Below are 20,351 nucleotides of genomic sequence, written 5' to 3' on the forward strand. Positions count from 1 at the left end.
AGTACGCAGTAAACGAAATTATTGCAAGGTAAGCTCACGGCATCCCGCTGTAAGCCTATTTTGTAATAATTCGATCAGAGTTAAACCAAGAATTTCCGCAAGTAGAGGAGGAACAGCATTAGCAACCTGCGTATATCTTGGTATTTCCATTTGCCTTCGATCACCACCTGTAGTGTAATTTGATTTAAATTCAAACCAATCAGGAAATGACTGAATGCGAGCATATTCTCGTACCGTAGGAATGCGAGGCTCACAATAATGGATTAAATCATCGGGTAGACTGGTAAGAGTGTAACATACTTGGTTAGCAGCCAAGAGTGCTACACGATGTTTGTTAATATCTAATTGTTTGCGATCTTTCTCTTTCAACTGAATGCCTGGACGAAAATTACGAATAATGTGTTCAAAACGCGTAATAACATTACTGCTATGATTAGCAAATCTATGACTATTAGCAATAACACCGTCAGAAATCGGTTCTCCGATTTTTTTTCTGCGCATTATTTCTTGATATTTGCTAGAAACAACACCGTATTTACCAAAACGAAAGGGCTTTTTCTGGTTTTCTCTACGCATTTCATGTCCATGTCGCAACTCAAGATCAGATATTGCTTCGAAGAGAGTGACTTGATCGTCAACTGGTAGGCCATATTTTGTTAAAAATTCTACACGTAAATTTTTCATTATTTCAAATGGATTAATCGATGATCTTACAGAATCATCAAATAAGTCATTGCGTATTGCAATCAGGATGTAACGGGGACGTAGCTGCGGCACACCAAAATCCTTCGACATTACTTGCTTACTAAATGAGACGAAATTCATCTCAGTAAGTCGTCTTTTTAATAGTTGATCAGCATTGAAGGTTTCTTCGTCTATTCCTATTTGCTCACCACCTCTTTCTGTTTTAGTAAAAGAAGCAGCAAAGCCTAGTACATTTTCAATAAGTATCATTTTAGGCTTAATCATCGCTACAAATTCTAGATATTTCTCAAAAAGTAAATTTCGCTCATCATCTCGTCGTCTTCGACCGGCAGACGAAAAGCCCTGACATGGAGGACCTCCTGCTAGAAGATCAATATCTTGAAGTTTTTCGTTGATATCCAGCGTATAATCTCTCATAAAATCCTCTATATCAAATGGCTCTATCGGTAACCATTCAGGCCATTGAAAACTAGGTTCAATTGTTTGATTTATTAAATTATACTTTAATGTTTCGAAAGCCATGGATGATTTTTCAATAGCAAAAAGACCATTCCAACCAGATTGAAATAATCCAAGAGACAAACCTCCCGCACCAGCAAAAACATCTATGAAAACAGGTTTTTTTATTGATGAAATAGATTTTGATTTAATAATCATGTCAAAAAACCTTACTTATATTAGAACTACATTCTCAAGTAATGGATGATCTTGGAAATCGTCAACGACTACAAGCGGATGACATAAGCCACTTCATCCTACTCCATCCTACCACAACTCGGTCGTGTTGTTGCTCATCGAAATGTCGTCGCTTTTGATGGCGTTCACCAGTCTTGACCAGTGGAACCCCGTCAACGGGAATCTTTCTGATGTGCTGGACTAGTTCCTTTGGTGCATCGGTATCCAAGAGGAACGCAGCACTCCCTGCTCACTCCGCAGGCAAGTTCAGGGCAAGCATCTCTTACAACGCGGGTTCGTTCATGGACGGGCAAAAGGCTCGCGCAGGTTGCTACATACGCATGCTACCCTACCCCTTCCATCACTTCACCACTGCCAACAGAGCCGCCAGAAAGTCGCGTACCACTCCGCGTTGCAGCAGATCATGGTAGGGCTGGTTGCGGAAGTTGCGGAGGCATTCGTAGCAGCTTGTCTCGGGGCCGCAGCAGTCGCGGGCGACCCGCTGCGCGGCGCTGGTTACGACTTGTTGGAGTTCTTCGGCGATGTAGCGCACATGGCCCGCTCCGCCGGGGACGTTGTCGTAGAGAATGATGGCGGGGGCGGCGCCGGCGGTGTAGCGGTAGAGGGTGCCGTCGAGGTCGTCGCGCCGGATGCCTAGCCCTTGGGCCGCTCCTTCGAGCAGTGCGTAGACGAGCGAGCGCCAGAGGGTGTCATGGTTGGCGGCGGCGCCGGTTCCTAGGAAGCGTAATTCTACGACGTCGGTGAGGAAATCGTGCCCCAGGTGGTGGGTTTGTATGGTGCCTGCACACTCGTGGCCTTTCAGCAGGTGGCTATGCTTCTGGGGTTTGGGTTTGCTCTGTTTACCTCTCCTGGCGGGCGGGGCGTCCGGGGCAGGCTGGGCGTAACCACAGGTTTGACAGATCTGAAAACCACGTCCCTGTGGCCCGGCGTTGACGAGTACGAGCCGTCCGAAGCGTGAGTAGCGTTGTTGCACGATGCCATGCTCACCGGAGAGTTCCGCGACGGTGGTCAACTCTGTCTGGTTCTGCGCCCCGTTGCTGCCAGGTGCATACTCTGCGAAGTAGACCCGCGAGGCGTAGCTGCGCCGGGGGCGGTTTTCGCCGGAGGCTTTGGGCTTATCGGCGGCGACAAAGCCAAACTCTGGCTTGATGAAGGTGCCATGCAGGCGGGGGTGTTTGCCCAACTGCTCACCACACGCCGCGCATACCGTCAGGTTGGCTGCGTTGCTCGTGTCGAGGTGGAAGCGACCGCAACCCGCGCAAATGGCGTAGCTGAAGGTGCGCCAATCTTTCTGCGGCTGTTTGTAGAGTCCCGCTCCCACCCAGACCCGTTTCGCGGCAACGAGTTCAGCGCCAGGGGCGTACTCGGCAATCGCAATGCGCAGGTCGCGCTGCAGTTCCACTCTGCTCGCGTCTGGGATGCTTAGGTGGTTGGTCTTCAATTCGACGAGATCGGTCGGGAAGCCGTACTTGGGCAGGATGTTGCGCGAGCCAAGGAAACCGAGCAGGCTGCGCCCACGGATGGTGTTGCGTACATAGAGGTAGTGCTTGCTCTGGTTGTACTGTTGGGCGGCGGCGGCCTCCTTTTCGAGCGCCTGGTAGCGCTGGAGTTCTTCGCTGATCTCAAGTGTGGCCATCTCAACCAGATCGAGTAGCCCATCACCATCAGAGGTGCGTAGCCAATTCCACGTCTCGAGGCCAAGCTCGGCTTGGATCGCGGGCGGGACAATCCGCCGCAGGCTCGTAAGAACGGCTGGGGGTTGGCTGGTGGCAAAGCTCATCAGCAAGGCGCTCCCTGAGGTCGCCTCACTAGGGGCTTGAAAAAAGTCGCCCACCTTCTTGAAATTTTGGCCCGCCGTCTGGTAGCGTTCGCGGAAGAAGGCGGCGATCAGTACGGCCTGCATGTGGCGACGGGCGATCTTGGCATTGTTTAGCCCAATTCGCGGGGGGTTGACCCGTCCCGCAACGATGCGCTCCGGTTCACTGTAGTGGGTCAGATCGTGCGAACGGCGCTGCGCGTAGGTCAATACAAATGCGGCGGTATCGGTGCGCCGTCCGGCTCGTCCGGCGCGCTGCACATAGTTGGCCGTCGTCGGGGGTACATTGCGCATCAGCACCGTCTGCAGGTCACCCACATCCACCCCCAACTCAAAGGTGGTTGAGCAACTCAGGATGTTGATCGCCCCGTTGACAAAACGCTCCTGAATTTTGCCCGCCTCCTCACTGATCCACTGCGCCGTATGCTCCTCGGCAGAGAGCGGGATGGGGTGCATCGCTAGGTAGAGGTTGCGATAGTGGTTGCTAACCAGCAGGGGATCGTTGGCATCGAGCGGCTCCAGTATGCCCGGACAACGGTTGGTGGGACAGAGGCCATGCAGGTTCCAGGCGCTCATGCTGCCACAGGTCGGACAGCGCAAGAAGTTGGCGCTCGCGAGCGGGAGGTACTCCCAGAAGGCGTGGCTCAGTTGGTAGATGCTCCCTGCGGTTTTGTGGCGTCGGCTCACGAGGTGGTGTTGCCAGCACGAGCGCGGCTCCGTCAGGTGCGTCCAGATGCCCTTGAGCGCATCGCGGGCGAACGTCGCCCGTGTGACGGCATCCATGGCGGGCTGTAGGCGTGCCAAGAGCCGTTCAAGTAGATCGAGGCGTTTATTGCGCCCACGCACCGGTTCCCAACTCAATATCCGTTCGCGCCCACTGGAACCATGACCACGCACAAAGATTTCGTCGTTGCGCGGGGCAAATGCCTCACTCTTGATGTCTACATCTTCGTGAATGGTGACCGCCGCCTGCTGCCGTAGCGTATCGAGCAGGAGTGCCAAGAGCGTCCAGACCTCATCGTCGCTCAGGTGCCAGGGGGCTTGCATGAGCGCCTGGGGCGCACGCCAGCGCTCCGGACGCACGAGGCGCATCGCCAGAAGGCCAAGCCCCTCTAGGCTGATGCGCCGGTCGGTGGCCATTAACTCTTGCTGAAGCCATGTCGCCACGATGCAGCGCCGTTCTACGCTGCTCTGCTGCTGGGTGAAGCATTGCGCCGCTTCGGCCTGTTTGCACAGCGGGGCGACCAGATCTTGGAGGCGTACATTGCCCGCTGGCCCATCGGGGTGTTCTTGGATGGTCTTGAGCAGCAGGCGGCGTTGGAGCACTTGGTTGTAGGTGCGTTCGATGTAGGGCGCAAAGAAGGCGGCATCCTGGCGACTATCGGAGAAGATGAGCAACTTGCGCCCAGCTCCCGGTAGCGCTTGGCTCGCTTCGTCGCGCGAGGGGGGGAGGTGCTGATAGAGCGCCGTCGCAAGCACACTGACCGGCGCATCTTGGCCGGTGAGAAAGCGGTAGATCAGGGTGTTGCTGCTGCGGGCACCACACTCAATGCAGGCTTTGGGTTCGTCCGCAGCGTTAAGCGGCACCTCGCGCAGGGCCACCGGCAGGGCTTCGCTTCCGCAGCGACAGCCAGGATCGGCACCTGCGGCGAGCGTACCGCACCGCAGACAACAGCTATACCCTCCGAGATCTTGCGGAGCTTCATCCAGATCATCGCCAGCAGCAGCCCGCTCATCCTCATCGTCATCGTTGGCCTGTGCGTTGAGCAGGAAGTAGACCTTGTTGCCCTCAAAGAGCGCATCGCTGGCGGCGAGTTGGCTCAACGTCCGCTGCCCATTCTCACCAGGCAGACTGCGCCCTACAATGTAGGTGGCACCGCAACGGGAACAACTCGCCAATTCTACGACATGGGCGGCGCACTCAGGACAGCGCTCGTGGCGGCTGAGGAAGATCATGGGCTGTCCGTCGGGGTGTGCGTGCTGGTTCAAACAGGCGAAAGCCCCCTCCAATGAGCGGGCAAAGACGTGGTAGCGTGCGGGTAAGAGCGCCAAGGTGTCTGGCTCGGGGCGGGCGCGTACCGCAAGATCGATCAGATCGACAAGGTAGTCGGTGGGCGCGGCGGCAGCGGGAAAGATCTGGGGGGCCGCTGCGGCGAGCAGCATGGGTTGCTTCTCCAGCAGGTCGCGCAGGTGGCGTAGGTGTTCATCGCCACACAAGACGGTATAGCACCACGCATCAAGCGCATGGTCAAGCGGCGCAGACCGGGCCGTTGGTTGCTCATTGGTCAGGGCATGCTGCCAACACTGCTGTGCAGCCTGACGCGCCGCCCGCCGCAGGTTGTGATCGAGATAGGTGGCAGTCGCCTGTTCCAACTGGTCAAGCGCGGTAACGAGATCGGCACGATCGGGCAAGGCGCTGATGGTTTGGCGTAGTGCTCCGTAGCACTGGGGATCAGGTTTGCCCCAGGTAGCGCCCAATTGCGCGACAGGGACGCGCGATGCCGCCACCACATCCTGCTGCGCCGGATCGTCAGGTTCCCAAGCAAAGGGTTCGCCAAACAAGTTAGCGGCATACTGCGCCGCTGCCGGAAAATCGGCGCGCCCCCGCCCCAGGGTGGCACTGGTGGCAATGCAACGCAAGCGCCCCTCGGTGCTATCCACCACCCGCTCTTTGAGCCGCCGCAACAGCATGGCGATCTCGATCCCGTTGGCCCCATCATAGATATGAGCTTCGTCGAGGACAATGAAGCGCCAGTGCCGCCCGCTGGCACCATCAAAGAACGAACAGTCTTCGGGGCGCAGCAGCAGATATTCGAGCATCGCATAGTTGGTGAGCAGCAGATGCGGGGGCGTTGCGCGCATGGTTTGGCGGTCAATGAGTTCGTTCTTGTTCAGCTCTTCATCAGGAAATTGATCGTAAAAACGCTGCTCGGCATATTCATATTTCTCTTCGGTCTCTCCCGTATAGCGCCCAAACGTAATAGCCGGGTAGTGGGCCAAGATGCGCCGCAGGCGTTTGAGTTGGTCATTGGCCAGGGCATTCATCGGGTAGAGGAGCAGCGCACGAACCCCCGGTTCCGCCAACGTTCCCGCCGCCTGTTCACGCAGCAGATGATCGAGGATCGGCAGCAGGAAGCTCTCCGTCTTGCCGGAGCCGGTGCCAGTCGCCACAATCACATTGCGTTCACGCTGCACGACATGGATCAGTGCCTGCTCTTGGTGTAGATGGAGTGGACGCAGCCAGGGCAAGGCGGGTTCTGAGCAGAGTTGCCGAAAATCGGCATGGAGCACCCCCGCTGCGACCAACTCCTCTAACGAGCGTCCCTGCTGGAAGGGCGGAGCCGCCTCGATCAGGGGGCCTTTGACCAAGCGTTCGGGCGTCTCCAGCGCTTGGGCAAAAGCCGCACGGAGCGGCGGGTCACGAAAGGGGTAGATGGTCTTGAGGTAGCGCAGGTAGGTCGCACGCAGATGCTCGGTCGTATGCAGCGGGTGTAGTGATTGCATTAAGAATACCTTTCATATCTGATCGAAATAGTCTTTAAGCAACCTGTCGAAATTTGGGTGACGCAGCTTCTTCAGCGCCTTGACCTCAATCTGGCGCACGCGCTCGCGGGTGACACCGAAGGTTTGGCCAATATCTTCAAGGGTACGTGGCGTACCGTCGGAAATGCCGTGACGCAGATCGATGACACGACGTTCGCGCTCAGTGAGCTGATCGAGCGCCAGCGTGAGGTGATCACGCAGCATGGCGTTGGTCACCGTGCCATCGGTGTCGAGGGTGTTGGGATCGGGAATGAGGTCGCCCAGGGTGCTATCGGCCTCCGCGCCGACGGGTGTTGCCAACGAAACGGGGTCCTGCGCGATGCGGCGCAGCTCGCGCAACTTCTCTTCGCTCATCTCCAGATGGTGGGCCAATTCGCTATCATTCGGCTCACGCCCCAGGCTCTGGGTGAGTTGACGGTGTGCCTTCTGAACGCGGTTGAGCGTCTCGCTGAGGTGGACGGGCAGACGCACCAAACGACTCTGGTCGGCCAACGCCCGCGAAATCGCCTGCTTGATCCACCACGTCGCGTAGGTCGAGAATTTGTGGCCGCGTTGCGGCTCAAATTTATCAATGGCGCGCAGCAGACCAAGGTTGCCCTCCTGGATCAGATCGAGCAACTCTAAGCCACGATGCTGGTAGCGCCGCGCAATGCTTACCACGAGCCGCAGGTTGGCATGCGCTAACTGTTGGCGTGCCTCTTGCCCTAAGGCGATGGTGCGATGCACATCAAGGCGCGTGCGGACATTCAGATCTTCGTGCAGTAACCGATCCTCCGCCTCCAAGCCGGCAAGGATGTGCATCGCCAAGCGGTACTCTTCGGCAGCACTCAACAGGCTGATCTGCCCAATCTCGCGCAGGTAGAGCGTTAGGCTATCATTCAGCAGGCCATTGGGCAGAGCATCGAGCCATGCCGTAGTTGCTTGGGCTGCCGTCGCTACATGATCGGGGTGTTCCTCGATAATCACCACCCCATGCTGTTGCAGCAGATCGGCCAATTGGGCATCATCTTCAGCGCGATCAGTCTGTTGCTGAAAGGATGCCAGCGTTATCCAACCGCGCTCTTCGAGTGCTTGGAGGAGTGCTTCCATGCTTGGCTGCAACGCAAGCATCAGCGCAGCCACGCGCTCGCGCACCAGTTCGTGCAGGGTGGCACGGCACTGTAGGTAGCCTAAAGACAGCAAGCCAGTGCGACACCTGCTTGCACGACGAAGGAGCACAAGGTGTGGCCACGTTCCCGCCAACAACATGGTATAGAGAGCCTCATCTTCAACGAGCATTGCCAAGGTTTGTACCAGATCGGTACATGCCTCAGCCTCACGCCAAGCATGGCGTTGGAGCAGTTCCTGCGCCGCTGCGAGGGGTGAACCTGTCACACCAGCAAGCAGCACCCGCAAGGCATCGCGTACCGAGACGGGCTGTGGCACATCACTGCCAAGCAGCAGATCGAGCGTCGCCTCCGCAGCGAGCGGAGGACGCAGCGGCTCGACGCTGCTCCAACCGTTCTGCACCGCAATCTGTAGTCGATAGCGGCCTGGGGGCAGATCCTCACGACTAAATTGGCAGCAAAAGCCGGTGAGCGCCTCATCCGGGATGGCTTGGGTGAACGGCCCATCCCAAGGCGACCAGAGGGGCCAGAGGCGCACCACGCGATCGCGCAACGCGCGACCAGAGTGCCATTGGAGCGCCACATTCCATGTGTCCGCGTGAGCAATCACCTGGGCCTGAAGGTGGTCGAGATCGAGCCCTTGGACGATCTGCAACACGGGAATGGAGAGCATCCCGGTTGGCGACCAACTCGTTGGCCCATCTGCCATCAGGTGAAGGGTGATACGCAGACAAGGCGCACGACTACCGCGCAGCGTATCCAAGGCATCACGAAGGCGGAAACTCCAACCGTGGTTGAGATTGCCTTGAGCCTCAAGCACATGGGTGAGTTGCCGCTCCGGATCCACGACAGCGAGCCGTGGGCGGGGCAGATCATCAAGGGCAACATCTGGTACAACACGCAGCATCAAGCGCGGATCGTCAGCCTGCTCGATCCATGCAAGTGGGCACGTGATGCGCTGCTGCTGCCAGACGTGCGCCCCATCATTGAGCGTCCAAGCCAGATGGGGCGTAGGGAGAGTAAAGGGCAAACTGATCAGGAGTCCATTGCTCATCTGCTGCAGCGCCAACGGAATGGCACTTCGACCAGCAGGCACGATCAGCGTAAACTGCTCCGGTACAGCGGCGACCATACGTACCGCAGGATCGCTACAGACCAGATCTAAATTTGCATCAGTACCAAGCAATACCGAACGCTCGGCGTAGTGACCAGACGCATCGGGACACGGCAGATGCAAGTGTTTCTCAAGGGTTAATGCTGGCGCCAGCCCCAACGTGAAACGATTATCCCGTCCAAGCGGGCCACGCACACGCAGATCGAGTAATCCGAAGGTCATGCCCATCGTGCGCACAAACGCCTCAAGATCGAAGATCAGATCCTCAGACGTCATGCGTAGAAACGGCTGCAACTGCTCATGGGCCAATGGCATGGCGCTGAGCCAAGCTTGCCCGGCTGCCACCAGAGTCAACTGCCAACGGGCAAGCTCTTGTGCGACGCTGTAGCGTGTCGTGCGCGGAATCTGCAGATACGGCAAACCACCCGCATAGATCGGCAGATCCGCATGGCCATACCCCAGATAGACCGGCTGATGGCCCATCAGTTGGGGGCGCTGTAGGCGATCATCGGGCAGCACGGCGATGCGTTGCGTTCCCACCGTGATCGCCTGGGCGCGCCGCAGATCCCACTGTTCAACCCGGAAGCCCTGCCAAGCGCCACTGAGCGGCGGTAACTCATCGACCTTTCGCCCGCTGCCCTCAATCCGCAGCGAGGCATCTACCGGACAGAGCAGCCACAGTTCGCGGGCAGGTACCCCAGCGGGAGTACGCAAAAGCGAACCACTCACCGGCTCAAAAACCAAGAGGGGGCGTTGGTGTGGAATGCCAGGCAGACGCCACTGCTGATCCAGATCGCGCCCATCCGTAAAACGCACCGTATAGCCCTGCTCATCGGGAGGCAAGGCAACGCGCTCTGGACTCGTCTCCCAATGCGCACCCGTAAAGCGCGAAGCGACCCCATAGCGCACCATTTGCCCATGACCATGACAGTCAACCTGCCAAGCAGCTTGGGGACGCTCACCGTGGGGCAGATGTTGCGCGGGCAACTCCAGATAGAGTCCTTCCCCCCAAGGATCGAGCCAAAGTTCCGGGCGACGTGGACGCCACGCCGGATCACGTCCCGCCCCACGTGTGCGACGGGTGGCATGCCACAGTGCATACTGATCAAGCAGAGGCTGGGGCAACCCAACTTCAGCCGCAGCGGGCAACTGCTGGCGTTCAGCCATGAACGGCCCCCGCTGATACGCAGCCGGTTCGCTGAGTACCGCCGCTCTTGTTGGCCCTGCTCAGCCTGCCCCCTGGTGTCGCGTTGGTCGTGTGCGGACGCATGGGTTCTTGTACAATGTGGTGGATGTGCGCCGCAGCATGCGGTGTTGGTTGTTGCCTCTTTGAGAGGCGATCTTGCGTGACATGACCTCATAAGGCCCGTTGCGGTGCCGTTGTTGCCCTCCCTGCTCTGTTCTGTTTTCAGGCCATAGCAGGGGGGGCTTTTTTGTGTTCCCCCTCAGGGGCCGATCTCTGATCGCGCCTCCGCTGAGGGGGTGTGATCGGATCGGCCCCTTCGTGCAGAAGGAGGCCGCTCTTGTCTACCGCCGCTGTTGCGTTGCCCGCTGCGCCCCCGTTGGCGATCCCGGAAGATCCGCAAGCCCCTTTTGGGGTGATTGCGCTGCCCGATCCGACGCTGCTCGTGACCGACGCGGGTATTGCCCGCGCCTACGCTGCGCTCTGTGCGCACTATCACGTTGCGGCTGCGCCGGAAGAGCGCGAGAAAGCCGTGCGCCCCATCGGGGCGCAACTCGACAAAGCCTTGGCCCTCGTGCTGGATCGGGAGCGCTGGACGCTCCACGATGACCATGTGGCCCTCTTGGGCAGCGAAGGCGACCGCTACCGCACGACGCCCGCCTTCTGTGAAGGCCCTGCGTGGGTGAGTCGTGGGCGCAAAATGACGGTCTGCAAGGGTTCGCTCAATGCCCGCGTGGGCATGTGCAACCATCAACTCGCCGTGGAGTTGCTGCGCTTGGCGCAACAGCTTGATCATCCGCTAACACCCGTTTTCGCAACCGATCCCGCGCCGACGGCGCTGGTCGCGCTGCCTGGATGGGCGATCTTCGCCCTCTGGGGGCCGATCACCATCGCGCAGCGCAAGGGCGCTGACGCACCCGAATCGGTCGAATTGCTCATGGAAGAGTCGTACCTCTCACTCACTGGTGGCGGCTTTGCCACCACCACGACATGTGAACTCTCTGGCGCTCACACCCTGATCGCCATCCCCGTCGAAGGCTTCCAGAAGCTCTGGGAGGCGATTCGCCCCCATGCGATGGAGACGCCAACGCTCACGTTGGCGGTAGAGATCAGCGACGACACGACGGGCATCCTGAAGCTTCAGGGTGGCCCTTTTGATCATGTCGTCTCGGTGACGGGGGTGGTGTTATAGGCGATAGGCGATAGCCGAAAGTTCGATAGCCGATAGCCGATAGCTGATAGCTGATAGCCGACCTAGCTACCCGACAGTTTAAGTTTCCCGTTACACGACGTTCTTCAAGACCTCGCACGCCGGCAGGCTGGCTTCGGCAAGCTCAGCCACCGAGCCTGCGGCTGTTATGCGGTGAAAGCCCGCTTCGCGGGCTTGGACCGAATCCCTTCAGGTGCAGCCCGCGAAGCGGGCTTTGCATAGCAGCGCAGGGCTTTAGCCCTGCGCCCCCAGCGCACGGGATTGAATAGTATCGTCTCCACAAACTGTCGGGTAGCTAGATAGCCGACCCTTGAACCCCGACCCCTGACCCCTGAACCCTGACATACCCAACAAAGGAGGAACCCATGCTCTCCAACGAGCAACACCCCGTGCGCCCATTTGATCCGGCTCGCTTTGTCGGCCAGTTGGACTATGGGGGCGCGACCCCCATTTATGTTGCGTCGCTTGCTTTGCACCACACCGGCGAGGTAGTGGTCATGAATCTGGTGGGCCACGATACGGCAATCAGCGCCAAGGCGTCGGCCTTCTTCCTCAACAAGCCCATCCAGTTCATTCCCGATGAGGCGGTGCTGGATACCCCTTTCTGGCGCGAGCCGCCGCTCCTCAAGCGGTTGTCCAACAACTACCGGCAACTCACCAAGAAGGTGCCGGGGATTCGCAATATGGCCAACTGGATCGTCATTGCCAACGGGATGCGGGTGAAGTTCAACCTGCATAACCCGCCGAACCTTCCGGAGTCGGCCTACAAGAAGCCGGACGAGCAGCAGCAGCAGCAGAAATCGCCCGTAGTGATGCAACCGGCCCCACCGCCGGTCTATCGCTATGTGTTGGCCAACGAGGGCGGAATGCCCTCGGAAGGCGCCTTTGTCGGCATGCTCGTTGGGATGCGGGTGGTGTTGTTGCGCCCGCGCCGCCCCGACACGCGGATTGCTGCTAGCCAGTGGGCGCACGCCCTCTGGCAACGGGGGCTGGAGCGCGGCTTGATTACCCACCTCCCCTCTTTGGGCGTTGCATGCTGGTCGATCCTCGTCAACACGATGAGCTGGAATAGCCTTGTCTCTGAAGGCGTGCGTGATGGGTGGTTGTCGCTCCCCCAGGAGATGCACCACCGCACGCGGGGTACACGATCATTTGCCATTGCTGCGGATTAGGAATGTGTCACGCAAAGCCGCAAAGCCGCAAAGCCGCTAGGGGTGGGGATACCTGCGCCGAACACGTCGCATGATCAATGACGCCAAAGCGCATTGGGACGCCATGTTCGGCTATCGGCTATCGGCTATCGGCTATCGGCTATCGGCTATCGGCTATCGGCTATTACTCTCCCGTCGGGCCATCCCCATGCCCCGGCGAGGGCGTGGGCATGGCCCGGCTTGCCGAAAGGAGGCCAGGGATGGCCCACGGACTACACCAAAATCTGCTGAATGAAGCCTTCGTGCGCACGCCGCCGTGCCAGACACAGAAGGTGCTAAAGAACCTGCTCCGCGTTGCGGGGACGGCGACGATCTTCGATCCGACGTGTGGCGAGGGCGATCTGCTTGAACCCTTTGCCCAAGCTGGCCACCGCATCGTGGGGGTGGAACTCCACCGCGAGCGGGCCAGCGAGGCCCAACAGCGCATGCCCGATGCCACGATTATCGCGTCGCCGCTTGAGGCGATGCGTTTTGATGCGCCCTTTGCCGATGTGTTGGCGCTCAACCCGCCCTACTTCCTGCAAAACGGCAAGCGGGCGGAGTACACCATTACCAAAGAGGCGCTGGAGTATCTCCGACCAGGCGGCATCGCCTTTGGAGTCTATCCGGCGCGCAGCGCATGGAAGGCCGATCTGGTCATCCTCTGGGCGAAAGCCCTGCGTGATGTCCAGGTCTTTCGCTTTCCCGATGGCGATCCGGAAGATGAATTCGCATTCCAGAAGTTCACGCAGATCGTCGTCATTGGCGTGAAGCGCGAGCAACCCCTTGCCGAACCCGATCCGGGTGAACTGGCTCGCTTGCGGGGCTTTCGCTACCGCAAGCCGGACAAGGAGACCGGCTCGTGGTGGGCTGGTGGCACGCCGCCGCCAATCCTGCCCGATACGCCGAGCGAAGGGATCTCTACGGTGACCCCGCCGCGCATCCCGATACCTGTGAGCTACACGCTCATGAAGGCGGATGTGGCGGAACTGTTGAAGGCGCTCCAATCCCACGGGGCACACCTTGACCCCTCGTGGCACGAGGATACCACCTTTAGACATGGTTCATAGTTACTTTACAGTTTGGTCTCCGATGGAGTGCCGACTTTAGTCGGCTGGGGTCGTAGATTGCCATGGGATGCCGACTAAAGTCGGCACTCCAACTGTAAAGCTGAAAGGCCGTTTCTGAAACCATGTCTTAGCGAAGATGCGGCCATTGAGCCGTGCGTGATGCCGATAGTCGGCCCCGCGCACATCGCCGCCGAGATTCTGAACGGCATGTTCGACGGGGATGTGGTTCTCAACCGCTACCTCGTCTCGACGCTGATCATGTTCAAGCTCGTGAACATCGCCCCCGACGACGAACAGCGGCAGAAGGGCGTCTGCGAAATCAGGCGCACGAGCGATCACCCCATTCTGGGGGTTCTCGATACCCACACCGGAGACGTGACCTACCACGCGGGTGATGACGCTTTTGCCTTCATTACCCCACTGCTGCCGCAACTGACGCCGCTCGTGCTGAGCCGCCGCCGCCCTCGCTACATGCCAGACGAGGCCAACGATTGGGAACTGGAGGTCGTGGCCCGCATCGGGCGCGACAAGACCCTCCCCGGCGCAACCGACCCCGGCCTCGCCGATCAGCAAGTCCATCGCGTCCTGGCGATGTGGCGAATGTTGAATGGGCAAGCGTGAGGCGGTTGTTGCCTACAACGAATGGTTTGACGCAAAGGCGCAAAGGCGCAAGGGCGTTCGGGCGAATAGTTTGACGGAGAGGCGCAAGGCCACACGGCTCTTTGCGCCTCTGCGCCTTTGCGTCCTCATACCCTCGCGTCTCCGCATCCCCCTGTAGAAAGAGGTTTCATCATGGCGCACACCAAGCGCATCTCCGCCAAGAAGGGTATCGCCTTTCAGGGTTCCCCTGGGTCGGGCAAGACCCGCCAAGCCATCGCGCTCTTCGCGCTCTTCGCCCATCGTTACCACCAGCGCCACACTGAGTTTCGTGGCCAGCCGCTGCCCACCTGGGCCTATCGGCTGATCCGCAACTGGCGCAACAATCCCTACACCACCGGCGACGCGCCCAAGGCGTTGCCCATCGCGGTCAGCACCCCGATGCGCGTTACAACCACATGGCAGCGCGAGATTCAGGGCGCCTACCCTGAGTCAGAAGTGATGTTCATCAACACCTTCCGCGACGTGGATGCGTGGATGGCACAGTGCGCCACCTCCCACGCTCCCGTCGTTGTGGGCGTCTTTTCGCAGTCCAAGACCCGCGCCTTCGGCGTGGAGTGGACGCCCGCCGTGATCACCAAGACGAAGAAGAGCCTCGTCGTCGTCAAAAGCGAGGAAGTGGCGCGCCGCGCCATTCCCCGCCACACGGCGAGTGGGACGATCATTTGGGAACACCCGAATTACCGTCCCGTCGAGTTCGATAGCGACGATCCCCGCTGGGACAATCTCAAAGCGTTGGTTGCGCGGGAAGGCTACGACGCCCATGCGTTGGGTATCAATTATGCCGAGCGCGTCGTCTCTGTTGGCGACGTGAAGTTCGAAGTGTCGCAGGAGCAGAACGGCACGCTGAACCTCCATCGGCTTGCCGATGTGACACCGATGAAGCACGATGAGAAGATCGTGGGGTGGCTCAACACCGCCACGGGGTCTATCGTCACGAAGTGGGAAGATGAGCCGAACTTCTTCTGCCCCGATTGCGGGACGCTGATCGAAGCGCTGCCACGCGGCGCGGAGTTGGCGAACGCCGAGAAGGGGAAGAAGGCGAAGAACGCAGAGGAGGGTGAAGAGGAAGAGGAGGATGAGCAGAAGAAAGCCGTTACCTCGCTCACCTACTTCACCAAGCAACCGCGCCGGTGCGCCTGCTGTGGCAGCCCGTTGTGGCAGAAGCAGCGCACCAAGGCGGGGCGCACCAAGTTCGCCATGCCAAGCTTCGCGGAGTGGAGCAAGGCCGTTAATCACCTGCACGCGCAGGGCACGTTGGCAACGCTCGGCGCGACGCCGGCCACGCGCCGCATTGTGCGCGTGGAGCAGAACGACGAGGGCGAAGCCACGGTCGTCTTGGGGCGCGAAGGCACCAGCGACTTCTCGCCCTACGAGTACGCCTACCTCAAGTACCCCGGCTGCGTGGCCCATCACGCTGCCGACGAGGCCCACAACGCCCGTGGGACGAATACCGACATTGCGCGGAGCGTCCACTACGGCTGGTTGGGTTCTCAGACCCACAGCATGCTCAGCGGCACGATCAGCGGCGGCATGCTCGACGGCCTCTACCACCTGCTCTACCGCTTCAACCCCACCTTCTGGAAACGGAACGGCTTGGGCTGGGCGGATGTCGGAGACGCGATTGAGCGGTATGGCTTCGTCGAACAGATCGTCAGCGAGAAGCAGGCCGATGCCCGTAAGGGCAGCGGCGAAAGCGATGTCTCCATCAGCACCAAACCCGCCCCTGGGATGAGTGCCAAGTTGCTGCCCGCCCTGCTGGAACAGACCATCTTTATTGACGCCGAGAAGGATCTGGGTTCCTTCATGCCCGATCTGGAAGAGATTCCGGATGTCGTGGACATGCACGACCCCATGCTTCAGGAGATCATGGCCGAGGCCGACGCGCACCTCCAAGAAGCGACCGAGGAGCGCGATGCGGCCTTGAACGAATACGAGAGTCTCGTGGACGACCCCGGCGCAACGTCGGCGGAGCGGAGCGAGGCGCACTCTGCGTTGCACGAGGCCGAGGCGGTGCTGCATGCCGCCGAAGCCGCGCTGAAGGAGGTGAAGGCGCGCGATGAGCAGGTGAACCTTGAACGCGCATACCGCGTAGACCCCGAAGACCGCGAGGATGCCATTCGCGCCGCGCACCAGCGCGGGGTGCATGTCTTTATCGTCCCGTACCGCCGCGTAAGCGAGGGGTTGAATTTGCAGTTTTTGGATACCATTATTTGGTACGAGATGGCCATGAACTACTACCACCTGCGTCAGGCCAACCAGCGCATCCAGCGCCTGGGGGCGACGAATCTGAAGCAGGTGATCTACCTCGTCTATCGTGGTTCAGTGGCCCACCGCAAGCTCTTCAAACTGGGCGAGCAAGCGGGCAGCGCCAGCCTCTTCGCGGGCGACACGCCCGCAGGGGCGCTGGCCCAGAGCGTCGGGGCCGACCGGACGACCTTGGCACGGATGAGCGCCTCGGTCGCAACCATTGACGAGGACGACGACCACGGCGATCTGAGCGACGCGGCGCTGCGAACCGCCTTTGCCGAGCGGTCGAAGCGCGCCAACGCCGCCCGCAAGAAGGGGCGCGTCTGGCTGGGGGTGCAAGACACCCTGCCGCAGCGCCTCGCCACCATCCGCGACCGCCTCGCCAATCGCGTCATCACGCCGGTGGCCGCGCCGGTGACCACGCCCACGCCCGCGCCGCAGGCCACGCCCGCGCCGCAGGCCACGCCCGCGCCGCAGGCCACGCCCGCGCCGCAGGCCACGCCCACGCCGCAGGCCACGCCCACACCGCAGGCCACGCCCGCGCCGCAGGCCACGCCCACACCGCAGGCCACGCCCGCGCCGCAGGCCACGCTAGCCCATGCACAGCCCCAGGCCATGAAGCCGATCACCTTCGGCGACATGGACTACATCGGGATCGTGAAGCGCAAGAAGCGCATCAGCCCTGCCGCGAAGGGCGCGGCGGTGCATGCCAACGATCCATTGGGCCTCTTTGCCGTCCCCTCTGAAGGGGATGTCTCCCCCCAACTCGCGCTCTTCTAATCTCAGGCGCGCCTGCGTCCGCTCATGGGCTGCCTGAGAATCCTATGGTTTGGCGTTGGAGTGCCGGCTTATGGTGTTCCAGTAAATAATCCGCCATTCCCGACGGGGCAGGCAGGGCTGAAGCCCTGCGCTGCTATGCGAAGCCCGCTAAAGCGGGCTGTTAGCGGATTAATTTCTGGAACGCCATCAGCCGGCTGAAGCCGGCACTCCAGCGTGTGCCCCCGGCTTTTTAGACAGCTTCTCATGGAACGCAGGCCGCGCCATTGTTCACAAAACAACCCATGCAACACCCACACATCCGCACCCACCCCGCCACCCGCCTTGAGCGGCGACAGTGCCGCGAGCGCGCCAAGCTCAAGGCCGGGTGGATTGAGTTACACCGCCGTCGTCGTCTACCGCCCACACGCTGTCGCGTGCAGCGCAAGCCGAATGAACGCTTGAAGGTGATACGCCGCTTGGCCCTCACCCCTTAGTCCCACCCATTCAATGGGCAGACAAACCATTCACTCCCGAAGCCACGGATAGGCTCTTGGGATGCCCGAGAAGGAACGCTGTGTCCGTCGTCATGCTGAGCGCAGCGAAGCATCTCTTTTGCTCACCAAAAGAGATGCTTCGCTGCGCCTTCGGCTCTGCTCCTGAGAAACAAACGGTGCGGCGGCGCGGTGGCTTGGTGGCTGAGCTTGCCGAAGCCAGCTTGTCGAAGCCCCGCGCCGCCGCGCCGCACCCCTCCGCTGGCTGAGCTTGTCGAAGCCAGCGGAGGGGTGCGGCGCGCTCACTCCGTTTCTCACAGGCCACTGGCTCGCAGGATACTTGGTACTTAGGGTGACAATGCGGCGCGATCTCACAGCGTAACTTTTGCTCAATTGCGTAACGCTGAACCCTGACCCCCGACCCCTAAACCCCTGACCCCTGACCCCTGACCCCTGACCCCTGACCCCTGACCCCTGACCCCTGGAAACCGCACCAGCCCGCTGGTGCCCAGGGGGGCATCAGCGGGCGCGAACCACTCATGGAGGCCCCTGATGTCCCAACAACCATTGCCCCTTCCCGGAGTCCCTGCGCGCCGCCAGAGCCAGCCCATGATCGCCGTCAAAGCGATCCGCGAAGAGGCGTTCTCCTACCTCACCGACGCCGAGTTGTTGCAGCAACTCGGCCTGAACGAGGAGCAGGCCGCCTACATCTTGAAGGATGGCCTAGACGGGCTGCGGGGCAAGAACATTGCCCAACTCCGCAGCATGCTCACCCCCAAACAGTCGCGCATCGTCGCCGCCGTGAGCGAGTTGAGCCGTCGCATGTTGCGCCCCTCGCTGAACCGGCTGCAGATCAAGCAGCCGAGCGACGCCGCCCATTTCCTCATGGTCGAGATGGGCCACTTGGATCAAGAGCATCTGAGCGTGCTGCTGCTCGATACCAAGAATCGCGTCCAAGATTTCGTCACGATCTACATCGGCAGCGTCAACAGCGCCCAGATTCGGGTTGGCGAGGTCTTCAAAGATGCCATTCGGCGCAACAGCGCGGCGATCATTGTGGCCCACAACCATCCGAGCGGTGATTGTACGCCATCCCCAGAGGATGTCCGTGTTACCAGAGAAATCGTGCAAGCCGGTAACATGCTTGATATTCAAGTCTTAGATCATCTCGTTATTGGCATGGGAGTGTACGTCAGCATGCGCGAGCGAGGATTGGGGTGGCAGCCATGAGCCGCCGCGCCAGCCGCTGGACGAGCCGCCGCGAGCTACGCATGCAAGCCATCGTCGAGGCCGACCGACGGGCCGCCGTGACCGCTGCGCGCGAGGCAATCATCGCGCGCTTCATGGCCGAAGCGCCCTACAGCTACCAAGAGCTGCGTCAAGCCAATGCAGAGCGCCGCCTCGCCGCGCTACTCCGCGCCATCGAACCCAACCTTATGCGCGCCCAAGCCGTCCGTTTCCTCGTCGAACGCCAACAAGCCACCTGTCAAGGGTGGCACTGGGGCGAGGTAGACGAGGTGCAGCGCGTGTTTGTGGGCTTGGTGGCAGGTGATACCAAAGCCGATAGCCGATAGCCGATAGCTGAAAGCCGAGCATGGCATCTCAATGCGCTAGATTGTCATTGGGCATGCGGCATGCTCAATGGTAATTGGTATGAGGCGGGAAGCGTGGAGCGGGAGGAGTTGTCCGCAGATTACGCAGATTTCTGATGCGCTTGGACTGTGAACCCTGAACCCCGATCCCCGATCCCCGATCCCCGATCCCCGATCCCCGATCCCCGATCCCCCACAAGACAACGCCCCCCGTCGGCCCTGGCCGGCGGGGGGCGTTGTCTTGTGGGCGAAAAGGCGTTGAACATGCCGCATGCTCAATGACAATCAAGCACATTGGGACGCCATGTTCGGCTATCGGCTTTTCGGCTATCGGCTATCGGCTTTTGCTCTCAGTTTGCGTACACTAGCGACGAATATCGCCGTGAGTTCATTGGTCTCAGCAAGGAGCGGATCGAGACTTGTAGCAGAAAGTATATTCGCCTTAACCAACAAACGCAACCAATAGGCTGTCTCTTCGAGTTCTTTGATACAAATCTGCTGCTTAGCCGCCTTGTCTGCCAAGCTATGGCTACGCCGTGCCTCAGCAAAGTTTGCGCCCACCGCCGTACCAGAACGTAACAATTGCTTACCAAGCGTCTGTGCCACTTGATGGCCTGCGGCGGGGTAATCCGGCAAAGCTTGATACACCCCAATCACCCGCAAAGCATACGCCTCCAGGCGATCCATCAATTGCTGTTCAAAGAGACTCATCGCCACTCCTAATCCCAAATCCGATAGCCGATAGCCGATAGCTGAAAGCCGGACATGGCGTCTCAATGAGCTTGAATGTCATGAGGCATGTGACCTGTTCAGGGGAGATACGAGGGAACCATGTTCCCCCGCGCACCCTTGCCCGCACAGAGCGAACATGTACCTACTTTCGGATTTTCGGCTATCGGCTATCGGCTATCGGCTATCAACTATCGGCTATCGGCTATCGGCTATCGGCTATCAACTATCGGCTATCGG

At 59.9% G+C, this 20,351-nt stretch carries 13 protein-coding genes; 9 read left to right on the forward strand and 4 right to left on the reverse strand.

Annotation, left to right across the window (positions count from 1 at the left end; genetic code table 11):
• Positions 1 to 18: 18 nt before the first annotated feature.
• The 3 genes from CJ255_RS07185 to CJ255_RS24385 all read right to left on the reverse strand — a co-directional run bounded on the left by CJ255_RS07185 (position 19) and on the right by CJ255_RS24385 (position 10,147).
• Positions 19 to 1,362, reverse strand: coding sequence for a DNA cytosine methyltransferase (locus tag CJ255_RS07185; RefSeq protein ID WP_097643407.1), 1,344 nt, complete (start codon positions 1,360 to 1,362; stop codon positions 19 to 21).
• A gap of 379 nt (positions 1,363 to 1,741) precedes the next feature.
• Complete coding sequence (locus CJ255_RS07190; RefSeq protein WP_097643408.1) at positions 1,742 to 6,721, reverse strand: DEAD/DEAH box helicase; 4,980 nt, start codon at positions 6,719 to 6,721, stop codon at positions 1,742 to 1,744.
• 12 nt (positions 6,722 to 6,733) lie between these two features.
• Positions 6,734 to 10,147 carry a sigma-70 family RNA polymerase sigma factor gene (locus CJ255_RS24385; protein ID WP_245863238.1) on the reverse strand — a complete coding sequence of 1,138 codons (3,414 nt, stop codon included), beginning with the start codon at positions 10,145 to 10,147 and terminating at the stop codon, positions 6,734 to 6,736.
• Between the two features lie 356 nt (positions 10,148 to 10,503).
• Here CJ255_RS24385 and CJ255_RS07200 point away from each other — a divergent pair, with 356 nt between their 5' ends.
• From CJ255_RS07200 to CJ255_RS07235, 9 genes are all read left to right on the forward strand, one after another.
• On the forward strand, positions 10,504 to 11,355 hold the full coding sequence (locus CJ255_RS07200; RefSeq protein WP_097643409.1) for a hypothetical protein: 852 nt from the start codon (positions 10,504 to 10,506) through the stop codon (positions 11,353 to 11,355).
• Between the two features lie 383 nt (positions 11,356 to 11,738).
• Complete coding sequence (locus CJ255_RS07205) at positions 11,739 to 12,545, forward strand: hypothetical protein (RefSeq protein ID WP_097643410.1); 807 nt, start codon at positions 11,739 to 11,741, stop codon at positions 12,543 to 12,545.
• Between the two features lie 77 nt (positions 12,546 to 12,622).
• Positions 12,623 to 13,633: a DUF6094 domain-containing protein gene (locus CJ255_RS07210; protein ID WP_124681847.1), complete on the forward strand. Its 1,011-nt coding sequence runs from the start codon at positions 12,623 to 12,625 to the stop codon at positions 13,631 to 13,633.
• A gap of 156 nt (positions 13,634 to 13,789) precedes the next feature.
• Positions 13,790 to 14,254, forward strand: coding sequence for a hypothetical protein (locus tag CJ255_RS07215; RefSeq protein WP_124681848.1), 465 nt, complete (start codon positions 13,790 to 13,792; stop codon positions 14,252 to 14,254).
• A 171-nt stretch (positions 14,255 to 14,425) separates the two neighbouring features.
• On the forward strand, positions 14,426 to 17,320 hold the full coding sequence (locus CJ255_RS24005; RefSeq protein ID WP_097643413.1) for a helicase C-terminal domain-containing protein: 2,895 nt from the start codon (positions 14,426 to 14,428) through the stop codon (positions 17,318 to 17,320).
• 281 nt (positions 17,321 to 17,601) lie between these two features.
• Positions 17,602 to 17,793: a hypothetical protein gene (locus tag CJ255_RS07225; RefSeq protein WP_097643414.1), complete on the forward strand. Its 192-nt coding sequence runs from the start codon at positions 17,602 to 17,604 to the stop codon at positions 17,791 to 17,793.
• An 80-nt stretch (positions 17,794 to 17,873) separates the two neighbouring features.
• Positions 17,874 to 18,059 carry a hypothetical protein gene (locus tag CJ255_RS22570; protein ID WP_124681849.1) on the forward strand — a complete coding sequence of 62 codons (186 nt, stop codon included), beginning with the start codon at positions 17,874 to 17,876 and terminating at the stop codon, positions 18,057 to 18,059.
• 283 nt (positions 18,060 to 18,342) lie between these two features.
• On the forward strand, positions 18,343 to 19,020 hold the full coding sequence (gene radC, locus CJ255_RS07230; protein ID WP_097643415.1) for a RadC family protein: 678 nt from the start codon (positions 18,343 to 18,345) through the stop codon (positions 19,018 to 19,020).
• The gene (locus CJ255_RS07235; RefSeq protein WP_097643416.1) at positions 19,017 to 19,364 is read left to right on the forward strand and encodes a hypothetical protein; all 348 of its coding nucleotides are present in this window, start codon (positions 19,017 to 19,019) and stop codon (positions 19,362 to 19,364) included. The genes radC and CJ255_RS07235 overlap by 4 nt, the downstream gene beginning before the upstream one ends.
• Before the next feature lie 345 nt (positions 19,365 to 19,709).
• Here the strand turns inward: CJ255_RS07235 and CJ255_RS07240 are convergent, their stop codons facing one another.
• Complete coding sequence (locus CJ255_RS07240; RefSeq protein WP_097643417.1) at positions 19,710 to 20,093, reverse strand: four helix bundle protein; 384 nt, start codon at positions 20,091 to 20,093, stop codon at positions 19,710 to 19,712.
• Between the last annotated feature and the right edge of the window lie 258 nt (positions 20,094 to 20,351).

The sequence above is a fragment of the Candidatus Viridilinea mediisalina genome, assembly GCF_002532535.1.
In the GTDB taxonomy this organism is placed as follows: domain Bacteria; phylum Chloroflexota; class Chloroflexia; order Chloroflexales; family Chloroflexaceae; genus Viridilinea; species Viridilinea mediisalina.